Origin of the sequence: Microseira sp. BLCC-F43, assembly GCF_041929235.1 — a bacterium.
Lineage (GTDB): Bacteria > Cyanobacteriota > Cyanobacteriia > Cyanobacteriales > Aerosakkonemataceae > Microseira.
This window is the reverse complement of sequence record NZ_JBHFNP010000044.1, coordinates 1-12517: the sequence shown is the minus strand read 5'-3', so window position 1 is coordinate 12517 and position 12517 is coordinate 1. Positions and strand designations below refer to the sequence as shown.

The window sequence follows — 12517 nt, the reverse complement described above, 5'->3', positions numbered from 1 at the left end:
TGGTTTGTGTTGGGGCACCTTTTTGGGTGCCGCTACACAAACGAAGCCGAAGGGCTGTACCTCACTAAGAAACCAATCCGCTGTATCTTCCTAAAAAGTTAGCTTTTTGTGATTGTTTTTAGGTAGCTACACAAACGAAGCCGAAGGGCTGTACCTCACTAAGAAACCAATCCGCTATATCTTCCTAAAAAGTTAGCTTTTTGTGATTGTTTTTAGGTAGGCACTTCTGCCGACATTCAATTAATACAAATATTCCATCCGGTCGAAGTCTCGTTTGACTTCATACCAGAGGGATTTATTATGGGGGTCTGTTTTCAAAGCTTTTTTCAGATAAATTCTGGCTTTATCTAAATCTCCCTGACTGACTAGATAGCGCCCCCAGCGTTGATAAGTAATAGCTTGCCACTGACGCACTTCTACGTCATGGGGTAGGCGTTGGGCGAGTCCTTCAATTAAAGCGATCGCACGGGGAAATTTTTGCGCTTTCAGCAGCAGTTGCAATTGATCGTAAGATTGCCACTTGAGTTGTTTATCCGTTTCCGATAACGGAGGTTCTGGCGTGACTGGCTTTTCCTTGCGAGTTGTTACTGTTACCTTTGGCGGCGGCTGGGGCGACCATTCAGAGGCTTTAGAAGGCGTTGCGGGAGGCTTTTCTTTGGGGATTTCTACTTGGGGTGCGATCGCTAGCAGAATTTCGTAAGCCTCAGTAATCGCAATAAACTTTTCCTTCGCTTGCCTATCGGTCGGGTTAACATCAGGATGATACCTGCGCGCCAATCGCCGATAAGAAGCTTTAATTTCAGCAATTGACGCGCCGGTATTTAATTCTAACAATCGGTAACAATCTGCCAGATTCATGTTCTGATTTTAGATTTTAGATTTTAGATTTTAGATTTAATACAAAATCTAAAATCCAAAATCCAAAATTTTCTACCTTTCCTCGATCACTTTATCGATCAAGCCATATTCCTTAGCCTCATGCGCCGACAAGAAAAAGTCTCGATCCATATCTCGCTCGATCTTTTCCAAAGGTTGACCCGTCCGTTGAGCGTAAATTTCATTCAACTGACGGCGAATCCGCAGAATTTCTTGCGCTTCAATCTGAATATCCGTTGCTTGACCTCGCGTACCGCCGGAAGGTTGGTGAATCATAATCCGCGAGTGAGGTAAAGCCATCCGCTTTCCTTTGGTTCCAGCCATCAATAGGAAAGACCCCATCGAGGCTGCTAAACCCATACAAATCGTGATCACCTCTGATTTGATGTACTGCATGGTGTCGTAAATTGCCATGCCTGCGGTGACCGATCCGCCGGGAGAATTGATATACAGATAAATCGGCTTTGTTTGATCGTCGGAATCTAAATACAGCAAGTAAGCAACGATCGAATTGGCAATGCCATCATCCACTTCTTCTGTCAAGAAAATAATCCGCTCCCGAAATAGACGATCTTCGAGATCGATCCATTGTTCGTAGGAACCACCGGGAAGGCGATAGGGAACTTTTGGAATACCAATAGGCATAGGATTGTAGGGGGCTAATTTGATTTTGATTTCAACAGTTCGACGCCTGAATTAACCCAAGGCTGGAACTGGGTTAGGCAGATCTTTCGTGCTTTCGAGGACGCGATCGATCAGTCCATATTCTTTAGCTTCTTGGGGATTGAGATAGAAAAAGCGTTCGGTGTCATGAGCGATTTTCTCGACTGACTGCCCCGTATTTTGCGCCATAATTTCCAGGACGACGGCTTTTTTCGCCAACACTTCTTTAGCGTTGATTTGAATATCCGTTGCTTGACCGCGCATTCTGCTGCGAAACTGGGTAAGAGCAATCGATGAATGAGGCAAACTGACTCGCTTTCCTTTGCTGCCAGATGATAGGATAACGGCTGCCATACCGACAGCTTGACCCAAACAAATGGTGACGACTTCTGATTTAATTTGCTGCATCGAATCGTAAATTGCCAAACCAGCGGTTATTGACATCATGCCCAGGGCTTCATTCGTCATCCCCGCTAGAACAGGATCGCCCACCGAATTGATATAAAGGTAGATCGGTTTGGTTTGGTCGTCTGAGTCCAAATACAACAAGGCGGTGATCAGCGAATTCGCCACATCGATAGTCAGTGGCTGGTTCAAAAACACAATTCGCTCCTGGCTCAAGCGAGTATAAATATTAACCCACTGCCAGTATTGACTACCAGGAATGTTGTAGGGAACCCGAAGTGCTGAGTTGACGGGCATAGGGATAAAGTTTTGCTCTAACTTAGGCGAAGGTGGGCATCGGTATGGGCAGATCTTTCTTGCTATCGAGGATGCGATCGATCAGTCCGTATTCTTTTGCTTCCTGGGGTGTCATGTATAACATCCGTTCGGTGTCTTTGGCGATTTTTTCGGCTGGCTGCCCGGTATTTTTGGAGAAAATTTCCAGGATAGCTGCCTTGTTTGCCAAGACTTCTTTAGCGTAAATTTGGATATCCGTTGCTTGACCCCGCGTGCCACTCCGAGGTTGGTTTAACACAATCGTCGCGTGAGGCAAACAGGCTCGACAACCTTTGGTTCCCGCTGATAAAATCATGGCTGCGGTTCCCATTGCCTGACCAATACAGATTGTATGCACGGGTGTCTTGATATAGTTGATCGTGTCGCAGATCGCAAAGGCTTCTGTTTCATAACCGATCGCATCTCCGGTATACCAAGACGTACCCGTCGAGTTGATGTAGAACAAAATCGGCTTTTCTGGATTGTCAAATTGCAGATAGAGCAATTGGGCAATAATGAGCTTGGTGACATCTACTCCCATTTGACGCTTGTATTCGTCAGGGGAAACCAGGGGAGTTCCCAGATAAACAATCCGTTCCTTCAACATTAAGGACGGTAGATCTGGGGGGGGTGTGCGAAAAGATGCATCTCCGTAGTAGGGAGCTTGAACAGCCTTAATCGGTGAGTCCATATGCGCGTTCCAAAACAATGGCTCTATCTTTCTTTAAATCATAGTAACGCGCTGGCGGGGTATACATAAAGGCAGACGCGGTACGGCTCCCAACACCTATGCTTGTTCTATTATCCTTCTTGATTGGCCTAAGCTAATGGTAGGTTGCGAAAAGTCCCAATCGCGCCTTGAGGTAGCCTATATTACTGATTGTTGGAGTTTGGGGTATGAAAGTCGGGTTAAATCCAGTATTGAATGATGTTAATATTGATGCCCATCAGACATCGAGCCAGCGTCAGCTTTCGATGTCAATTCGAGCGATCGCAGATGCACCAAGTCGCAATGTGCCGCTGAATTTATGCTTAATCTTGGATCATTCTGGCTCGATGGCCGGGCGTCCCTTAGAAACGGTAAAACAAGCCGCCGGACGCTTAGTAGAGCGACTTTCACAGGGCGATCGCTTGTCTGTGGTAGTCTTCGATCACCGCGCTAAAGTTTTAGTCTCTAATCAAGTTATTGATAATCCAGCCACTATTAAACGCCAAATCGCTCTGCTAAAGGCAGACGGGGGAACCGCCATCGATGAAGGGTTGAAGCTGGGAATTGAAGAAATGGCGAAGGGTAAGCGCGAAGCGATTTCCCAGGCATTTTTATTAACCGACGGCGAAAACGAACACGGCGACAACAACCGCTGCCTGAAATTAGCCGAACTTGCTGCCAGCTATAATCTGACGGTGAACACCTTGGGATTCGGCGATCGCTGGAACCAAGATATTTTAGAACGCATTGCCGATGCCGGTGGCGGCACTCTCTCTCACATCGCCAAACCGGAACAAGTACTCGACGAGTTTGGTAAGCTGTTCAACCGCATCCAGTCGGTGGGATTAACTAATTCTTACCTGTTATTGGAACTCATGCCCCAAGTGCGGCTAGCAGAACTCAAACCGATTGCCCAAGTAGCACCCGATACCATCGAACTACCAGTACAAAAGGAGGGGGATCGGTTCCTCGTGCGACTGGGAGACTTAATGACCGATTTAGAGCGGGTTGTCTTGGCTAACCTTTATATTGGTCAGATGCCAGAAGGAAAACAAACCATTGCCAGATTGCAAATCCGCTACGATGACCCAGGAGTCGATCGGACAGGATTGCTTTCCGAATTGATTCCGGTAGAGGCGAACTTCGTGCCAAATTACCAACCAGTCTTCAACCCACAGGTACAAAAGTCTATATTGGCGTTGGCGAAATACCGACAAACACAGTTAGCCGAGACAAAATTACAACAAGGCGATCGCGTCGGTGCTGCTACGATGCTGCAAACTGCGGCAAAAACAGCACTACAAATGGGAGATAAAAACGCCGCCACCGTCCTGCAAACCAGTGCTACTAGATTGCAAGAAGGGCAAGAACTTTCAGACAGCGATCGCAAGAAAACCCGCATCGTTTCTAAAACCGTGTTACAGAGCGATTCTTGAATTGCTAATTGCTAATTGCTAATTGGTAATTGGTCAAATAAACTATGACCTTATAACCGATGCAATTACACCTTCATGCCTTCAAATGCCTGGAGGCGGGCAAAAATCATCCGCCCAGCAGATGTTTGTAAGGCCGAGGTGACGATTACTCGTAGTTCGCTCCCCACGTACCGACTTCCTTCTTCGACCACAACTAGGGTCCCGTCATCCAGATAGCCGATGCCCTGACTGGGTTCTTTGCCTTCTTTAATAATCTTCAGATCCAAGCTGTCACCAGGTAGATAAGAAGGACGAAGCGCTTGCGCTAGGTCGTTAATATTCAAGACGGGTACTCGCTGCACGCTGGCAACTTTACTTAAGTTGAAGTCGTTGGTCAGCAGAGTACCGTTGATTTCCTGCGCCAAACGTACCAGCTTGGCATCCACCGTGGGAATATCGTCGTAGTCCGCCGAGTGGATGACAATGCGCTCTGGGTGATCCGTCTTCATCCGGTTAAGAATATCCAGTCCCCGACGTCCCCGGACTCGCTTTTGATCGTTAGCGGCATCGGCGACTTGCTGTAATTCCCGCAGCACGAACTGGGGTACCAGAATTTGACCTTCGATAAACCCGGTATCGAGCAGTTCTTCAATGCGTCCGTCGATAATGCAGCTGGTATCTAAAACCTTCGTTGCTGCTGGCTTTAGCGTACCTTCTGCCACTAACAGGCTTTCCACAGAGTTGGGATTAATCAGCCGCAAAAAGGCTCGCCCGTGAGTATCGGCTAAAGTTACGCCAGTAAACCCGAAGGTGACGCTGGCTAAAACTGCTACTACTGGCTTAATAAAGGCAACTTGCGCCGGAATCGGCAGTAAAGAAATCGGCGCCAGCATCAAGTTTGCCACCAACAGCCCGATCACCAACCCGATAGAACGGGTGATCAGGACTTCTACAGGCATTTCGCGGACTTGCCGTTCGATGCGCCGGTAAGTTGTCTGGGCGCTTAAACCAAGGGCAATGCCCAGTATGGTTCCAAAACCGGCGTTTACCCAGCGTAAACCTTCTAGATTCGTCACTTGCGTCAGTGCGCCAGAAGGTAGCAAATCAACCCCGTGGAACCCGATCCCTGCTGCTGCTAGGATGAATAAAATAATTATGATTGCGTCAAGCATTGTCTTCAGCTAATTGGGATTTAATTTCCATTTTGTTGGAATCATTAAGAACCGATTAAAATCAAACGCAACCGTTTGATTTTCCACTTTTATATTATATCTTCGGTTCTTTGCGTCCTTTGTTTCACATTAATTGCGGAAAACCGTAAACATCTCTACACATTGGTACAATTTTCCCTTGCTCCGTTGATTAAATTTACAAGTGTTAATCAAAATACAAATAGGTAAAACTGATAAATCTGCTCAAAGGCTGATTGAGTCAGGTTTTCAGGACTTACGCCCATATTCCCGGTTTCTCCGAAAAATCCAGGACTTACGCAAAAAAACCCGGTTTATCGGAAAAATCGGGGGTTTACACCAGCGAGATTGACGCATCACCTTTGTTTTTCACCCCGCCTGCGTAAGTCCTTAAATCGTTGGTTTGGCAACCAGAGATATGCATACCCGACGCTTCGCGAACGACGGTCGAAACCGGTTTTCTGGCAACGCCCTTGCGTAAGTCCTGGTTTTTTGATGCAGGGTAGCCTAAACGAAGGTTTTTTGGTACAAGTAGGGGAAAGCCTGACTGGGATTTGCCGAAGCGCGCTCAAGCGCCTACTACAAACCGAGGGCTCGCTCTCTCACCATTCCCCCGCCCTCCCCGTCGAGACTCCTGTCGCCGGTTTCCGGAACAACTTCTGCTTATTTTTACTTAAATATTAGTATAAATTACTTCAAACACACAAACTGTATTTCGGATAAAATGTCAGCAATCCTCAGTATCCAGCAATTAAAGACGGTAAAAAAAGAGGCAGCATCTCTAAATAAACCGACTTCAGCCTATATCCACATTCCCTTCTGTCGGCGGCGGTGCTATTACTGCGATTTTGCGATATCTGTAGTGGGAGATAAACTCAGTGGCGAGAAATCCGGCACAATTTCTCAGTATGTAGAGTGGTTATGTAAAGAAATAGAAGCAACGCCAAAATTAGGAGAATCTCTCAAGACAGTTTTCTTTGGGGGTGGCACGCCTTCCCTACTATCAGTGAAACAGTTAAATCGCATCCTGTCAGTCGTAGAAAAGCAATTTGGGATGGCATCTGATGCCGAGATTTCAATGGAAATAGACCCCAGAACCTTTGATTTAATTCAGCTACAAGGATATGGAAATGCTGGGGTAAATCGAATTAGTTTGGGCGTCCAAGCGTTTCAGGATGAATTGCTCAAAATTAGCGGGCGATCGCATACCGTCGCCGACATCTTCGCCGCCGTTGAGTTAATCCGTCAAGTCGCGTTTCCCGAATTTAGCATCGACTTGATTTCTGGACTGCCGTATCAAACTTTACAACAGTGGCAGGAGTCGTTAGAAACAGTAGTAGGAATAGCACCCACTCACGTCTCAGTTTACGACTTAATTGTCGAGCCAGTGACGGCTTTTGCGCGACAATATCAACCAGGTGTCAAACCATTACCCAGCGACGAAATTACCGTACACATGTATAAAATGGCGCAACAAATACTGACAAATGCCGGTTACGAACATTATGAAATTTCCAACTATGCCCAATCCGGACATCAATGTCGCCACAATCGAGTTTACTGGGAAAATCGCCCCTATTATGGGTTTGGTATGGGTGCGGCGAGTTACGTTGAGGGAAAAAGATTTACCCGACCTCGTACAAGGCAGGAGTATTATAAATGGGTAGAATCGGGTTGCGAGATAGATGATTCAGAATTATCGGCAAATGATATTTTGTTAGAAACTTTGATGCTGGGATTGCGTCTAGCAGAAGGTTTGGAATTATCTAATTTATTGCAGCAATTTGGAGAAGCGACGTTAAAGGAAATTTGGAATTGTTTGCAGCCCTATTATCAGCAAGGTTGGGTCGAAATTTTAAATGAAGAATGTGAATTAAATAACTTACCGACATCTGGGCGATTGAAGTTAACAGACCCAGAAGGCTTCTTATTTTCTAATACAATTTTGGCAGCTTTATTTGAGCAACTGGAGACAACCTGTAGGGCGATCTCTTCGACAGCTTATAGGGGTTCCTAACTGCTGACAATCGAATTTACCGATATAGCCACATCTGGAAATGCTAATGGATAAATTGTTCCCCCAGTGAGCGTAGACTTGGAAGCGTACTCCCCATTTTGGGGTTCTCGAAATACTACTAGCTGTCTGTTTTTGAGGTTGACCACCCAATATTCAGGAATTTTGGCTTCAGCATAGACTTTACTTTTTATCTCCAAATCCTTGTCTAAGCTGGAATCTGAGTATTCAATCAGCCAGAAAATATTTTGAGGATAAGGGTGATGCTCTAGATATTCACGCCCCAACCGTTGGACAATAGCAATATCAGGCTCAGGTTCGGAGTCTAAGGCAAGAGTAATCGGCTTACTTAAGCGAATCGTGGCGCGATCGCCCAATAATCGAATCAGATATTCTCCTGCTTCACTACTGAAATAGGCGTGGGGTTCCCCTTCTGGTGACATCTCTACAATTTCTCCCTTCAGTAGTTCCACACGCCTCGCGTCCAAGATCCCCGCCGCAATCATGCGGTGATACTCGTCTACCTTCCATTTGGCTACAGTTACGGTCATGGCGATCGCTTTTGGAGTCGGGCTTCTGATTTCACATTTTAGAGCTACAAAGTCAAGCACAACAACGGCTGGGATGCCAACGCCGGGAGGTGAAGGTAAACAACCCGGATTAAAGCACCCCCGAAGGCAAGATTTGGCAAATTTGCCGAGACGGCAAACTAGCGATCCCAATTTTTGCCAAAATTAAGGATGATTTGCCATGAAGTAAATTTGCAGCAAAAGACATGGCTGGAAAAGTAATCGATGATAGCGCCAGTGGCGTTCTGATTCTCATTATCCCCTTTGCGCTTGCGATCGTTCTCTTGTTCACGGCTTGGCCTCTACTACTGGTGCTAGTTTTGCTAGGCGGTGCTTTGAATGTTTGGCAGCGCTACCAATGGCTAAAGTGGAGCCTGCAACTTAACCCAATTTTCCACCAGCTAATCCAAGCAAACCAAGGATGCCTGACAGCACTGGACTTAGCCATGAAGGCCAACATCTCCGGAACGGCAGCAAAGCGGTTCTTGGATGCCAAAGCTAAGGAATTCGGTATCCGTGCTATTGAGTACGAAGATAAGGGAAAGGTGTATTATTTTACAACCGGCAGCACCCTAAACAGCCTGCTTGATGGCAGCGAAACACCCAAAGAAATTGCGATGGCACCATCAACAACTTCTGAGCAAATGCCAGTCGCAGCGCCGGGAGAAACTGTCGCCAGGGAACCGGAACCATCAACAACTTCTGAGCAAATGCCAGTCGCAGCGCCAGGAGAAACTGTCGCCAGGGAACCCGAACCCTTAACGGCTGAAGCTGATACGCCAACAGAGGCGCAAACTGAAGCACCGCCGCCAGAACAGCAGCCGACTGAATTCCACGATGAGGAGGAACCCGAACCATTAGTAGCAGAAAAATCCCCCAAAAAACTGATGGCTTTTGGCTCCCTGATTCAAATCGAACTTGCGAACCGACTGGGAGTTCATTCCAGCACCGTTTATAAACGCAGATACGATTCGGATTTTCCGGAGTGGAGCAAGAGCAGAGATCCAGAGGGAATTGCTTGGGAATACTCGGAAGATACAAAGGAGTTTTATCCAGTAGAAACCAAGTAGCAGATCCAAAAGCGCCAGAACAAATTCTCGGTATAGGGTATGGGGCATGGATTGTCCTCCTTGTCCCTCCTAATGGACAAATTAATCACAGGACTTACACAAGAAACGTAATCGCTTGCATCACTCGCTCGAGCAGCGGCGTATGCAGACCCAAGAGCGTCAGCAAAATTGCCTGGTCGATTTTCTGAGTTTGATTTTCTCAGGACTTACGCACTACGAGCAAATCACCAAAGTTTCTGAGTCAATCTCTGGTTGCCAAACCAACGATTTTTCGGAGAAACCCGGTTTCTTTTCTGAGTCAATCTCTGGTTGCCTCACCAACGATTTTTCGGAGAAACTTTGGTGATTTGCTTAAGTCCTGTTTCTAATACTTCATCTGCAATTTGTGCGAACCCCCACAGGGCTAAGGCAGCTGCTAGCAAACCTCCAACTCGAATTGCTGAGAGTAGGGGCAGGAGTCTAGCGTCACCCTTTTGCTGCCAGAGTCGAATAATTTGCCGATTCTTGTGACGCAATCAGTGCAAAGGCATAATTTATCAGTCGTGAGCCTCAAGACCGAAATTCTGAGCAAGAATTGCAACGAAACGTAACTAAACTAAGCTAAACTTTCCCAAGCTTGGGTAACCACATCCTTAAGCCAACGCCGTTGTTGGATATCCAACAGTCTGTCATCGGCGAGGACTTCAGCGGTTAACTGTTCTAAGGATTTGCCTTGAGAGCGGGAAATCTTAATCACCCCCGCGATCGCTGCGGCGACCAATTCTTCGTCTACCGGCTTCTGCCGCAAGGCGGCAACTTCTTGTGGGCTGGCTGGAATGGGATAATTCATGGCGAGTGAGTCAGAGGAGCGAGGATCTGAAGAAAAATGAGAATCTTGTAAAGTTTTTTAAGAGAACCTTAAGTAACCGGAATTTTACCGTACTTTGAGCGTTTGTCAATTCCTCCTTTTTGGTTAAGTTAATCCCGATAGAGAGCGGCACAATGGAAGAAATCCTTTATTTAGAAGTTCCCACCCCGGATACAGGAGCAGTTCGCGCTTGGTTACAACAAAGCTTTAACCCAGGCTGCGGAGAAAAGATCGTTACCCGCGATGGCTTTCTGCTTAGGGTTCCCAAACCTACATCAGAAGCAACAACGATTCCGGAAACATCATTCGCAGCCGAACTATCCGCTTTTGTTTGGTCGGTGCAGCGAACCACCTATCTGAAGGTGTTTCGCACTGGCGCAAAAGTCCCGAAACAAAGCCAGATTCTCCAAAGCCTGAAGGCCCAAATCCGCACCCAGTTTCCCCATCAATATCCGGAACCCCCCGCAATCGATTTGTCGAAACAGTCGATTTTTGCAGCACTGGCGCCCCATTATCCGCAGACGGTTCGTTATTTTGAGAAAATGCCCAATGGCGAGTACGATCTAACCCGCGTCTACTGGTGGGAGCAACGCTGGCGCAATAGTGTCCGCAATCCGCAGCAGCCGAAGCAAGTTATTTTTAAGGCAGGGGAGACTGTAAGGGACGCGGGGACGTGGGGATGCGGGGACGCGGGGAAAGAAAAAGAAGTCAGAGGTTCATATGATTATGACCTAATTTATGTAGGTGGTGCGTTAGGGGTAATTCACGCGGCGGTGATGGCGCGGCTGGGTTATCGGGTGCTGCTGCTGGAACGGTTGCCTTTTGGCAGAATGAATCGGGAATGGAATATTTCCCGCGAAGAGTTTCAAAACGTTATCGATTTGGGTTTATTTACCCCGGCTGAGTTTGAAAGCATTATTGCCAGGGAATATGTAGACGGGTTTAGTAAATTTTTTGATGCGAACAATCCGCCCCACCTGAAAGCGCCTGTTTTGCATACTCCAACCGTACTAAATGTGGGTTTGGATGCAGAAAAACTGCTGCGATTGTGCGGACAAAAACTAACCGCAGCCGGGGGTGAAATTTGGGACGAGACGGAATTTGTGCGCGCGGATGTAGGGCAAGATGGGATAGTCGTTCAAGCTAAACATTTACCCAGTCAATCCGAGCGAATTGCCAAAGGACGGCTGTTAGTAGATGCAATGGGAACCGCATCGCCGATTGCGTGGCAATTAAATGGAGGTAGAGCTTTTGACAGCGTTTGTCCGACGGTAGGAGCGGTAATTGAAAAAGGATTTGATCCGGGGGTGTGGGATTCCAAGTACGGCGATGTTCTTTACAGTCACGGGGATATTTCCCGGGGACGACAGTTGATTTGGGAGTTATTTCCCGCAGAAGATGATGCGCTGACGATTTATTTATTTCACTACCACGAAGTAAATCCAGATAATCCTGGTTCGTTGTTGGAGATGTACGAAGACTTTTTCGAGATTTTGCCAGAGTATCGGCGGTGCGATATGGATCAGCTGGTGTGGCGAAAGGCGACGTTTGGGTATATTCCCGGACATTTTAGCGTGGGGAGTAGCGATCGCACCGTCGCCTTCGACCGTCTCATCGCCATCGGCGACGCCGCCTCGCTGCAATCTCCGCTTGTTTTTACCGGATTTGGCTCTTTAGTTCGCAATCTCGGACGCTTAACCGAACTGTTGGATACGGCGCTGAAATACGATTTGCTTTCCGCCAAACACTTGAACCAAATTCGCGCCTATCAAAGCAATATTTCGGTCACCTGGCTATTTTCTAAAGGCATGATGGTTCCCACCGGACGCTTTTTGCCGCCCCAGCGAATTAACTCGATGCTCAATACCTTTTTTGGTATTTTGGCAGCCGAACCGATTCCCGTGGCGGAAACTTTTATTAAAGACAGAACCAACTGGCTAACTTTTAACAGACTCGCACTTAAAGCAGCCAGAATCAACCCGGCGTTAATAGTTTGGATTTGGGAACTTGCTGGGGCAAAAGATTTCCTGCGCTGGGTAGGCAGCTATCTAGACTTTACCATCAGTGCTTTAATCGGCTGGTTGTTGGCAGGTTGGTTCCCTACTTTGCTGCGACGCCTACAGCCAATTTTAGAACCCCGATTTCCTTCTTTCTGGTTGTGGCTGCTGGCGCTTAGTTATGCTTATACCACTGGTGTAGGGCGCAAAGCACAAAACGCTCTAGTGCCGCCTGGGAGGTGGGCTGGTGAACAGCGGGCATAGGGCATCCGGATCGATCCCCCCCAACCCCCCTTGCCAAGGGGGGCTTTCAGATTCCCCCCTGCCCTGGGCGGGAGGCTTTCCAATTATTTCCGCTTCCCCCCTGGGGAGGCTTTCCAATTATTTCCGCTTCCCCCCTGGGGAGGCTTTCCAGGTATTTCCGCTTCCCCCCTGGGGCGGCTAGCA

Annotated in this window: 11 protein-coding genes; 4 read left to right on the top strand and 7 right to left on the bottom strand. The window is 47.4% G+C overall.

Going from position 1 to position 12517, the window contains the following annotated elements; genetic code table 11:
- Window positions 1–240: 240 nt before the first annotated feature.
- From ACE1CM_RS08355 to ACE1CM_RS08340, 4 genes are all read right to left on the bottom strand, one after another.
- Window positions 241–858, bottom strand: a complete 618-nt coding sequence (locus ACE1CM_RS08355) for a DnaJ domain-containing protein (protein WP_374876948.1) — start codon at window positions 856–858, stop codon at window positions 241–243.
- A gap of 72 nt (window positions 859–930) precedes the next feature.
- Window positions 931–1521 (bottom strand): ATP-dependent Clp protease proteolytic subunit, encoded by a 591-nt coding sequence (locus ACE1CM_RS08350; RefSeq protein ID WP_374876947.1) that lies wholly within the window; start codon window positions 1519–1521, stop codon window positions 931–933.
- Window positions 1522–1572: 51 nt separating this feature from the next.
- Window positions 1573–2241, bottom strand: coding sequence for an ATP-dependent Clp protease proteolytic subunit (locus ACE1CM_RS08345; protein WP_374876946.1), 669 nt, complete (start codon window positions 2239–2241; stop codon window positions 1573–1575).
- Between the two features lie 22 nt (window positions 2242–2263).
- Window positions 2264–2950, bottom strand: a complete 687-nt coding sequence (locus ACE1CM_RS08340; RefSeq protein ID WP_374876945.1) for an ATP-dependent Clp protease proteolytic subunit — start codon at window positions 2948–2950, stop codon at window positions 2264–2266.
- 206 nt (window positions 2951–3156) lie between these two features.
- On the opposite strand from ACE1CM_RS08340, the gene ACE1CM_RS08335 reads away from it, so the two are divergent.
- Window positions 3157–4404 carry a VWA domain-containing protein gene (locus ACE1CM_RS08335; protein WP_374876944.1) on the top strand — a complete coding sequence of 416 codons (1248 nt, stop codon included), beginning with the start codon at window positions 3157–3159 and terminating at the stop codon, window positions 4402–4404.
- Between the two features lie 65 nt (window positions 4405–4469).
- Here the strand turns inward: ACE1CM_RS08335 and ACE1CM_RS08330 are convergent, their stop codons facing one another.
- Entirely contained in the window at window positions 4470–5555 is a 1086-nt protein-coding gene (locus ACE1CM_RS08330; protein ID WP_374876943.1) for a PIN/TRAM domain-containing protein, read from the bottom strand.
- A gap of 742 nt (window positions 5556–6297) precedes the next feature.
- Between ACE1CM_RS08330 and hemW the strand changes: the two genes are divergently transcribed.
- Window positions 6298–7590 carry a radical SAM family heme chaperone HemW gene (hemW, locus tag ACE1CM_RS08325; protein WP_374876942.1) on the top strand — a complete coding sequence of 431 codons (1293 nt, stop codon included), beginning with the start codon at window positions 6298–6300 and terminating at the stop codon, window positions 7588–7590.
- Here hemW and ACE1CM_RS08320 read toward each other — a convergent pair.
- Window positions 7587–8138, bottom strand: a complete 552-nt coding sequence (locus ACE1CM_RS08320) for a Uma2 family endonuclease (RefSeq protein ID WP_374876941.1) — start codon at window positions 8136–8138, stop codon at window positions 7587–7589. The two genes, hemW and ACE1CM_RS08320, sit on opposite strands and share 4 nt — an antisense overlap.
- Before the next feature lie 224 nt (window positions 8139–8362).
- On the opposite strand from ACE1CM_RS08320, the gene ACE1CM_RS08315 reads away from it, so the two are divergent.
- Window positions 8363–9226: a hypothetical protein gene (locus ACE1CM_RS08315; RefSeq protein ID WP_374876940.1), complete on the top strand. Its 864-nt coding sequence runs from the start codon at window positions 8363–8365 to the stop codon at window positions 9224–9226.
- A gap of 595 nt (window positions 9227–9821) precedes the next feature.
- Here ACE1CM_RS08315 and ACE1CM_RS08310 read toward each other — a convergent pair.
- The gene (locus ACE1CM_RS08310; RefSeq protein WP_374876939.1) at window positions 9822–10055 is read right to left on the bottom strand and encodes a hypothetical protein; all 234 of its coding nucleotides are present in this window, start codon (window positions 10053–10055) and stop codon (window positions 9822–9824) included.
- 152 nt (window positions 10056–10207) lie between these two features.
- Here ACE1CM_RS08310 and ACE1CM_RS08305 point away from each other — a divergent pair, with 152 nt between their 5' ends.
- Complete coding sequence (locus tag ACE1CM_RS08305; protein ID WP_374876938.1) at window positions 10208–12334, top strand: NAD(P)/FAD-dependent oxidoreductase; 2127 nt, start codon at window positions 10208–10210, stop codon at window positions 12332–12334.
- Window positions 12335–12517: the final 183 nt, after the last annotated feature.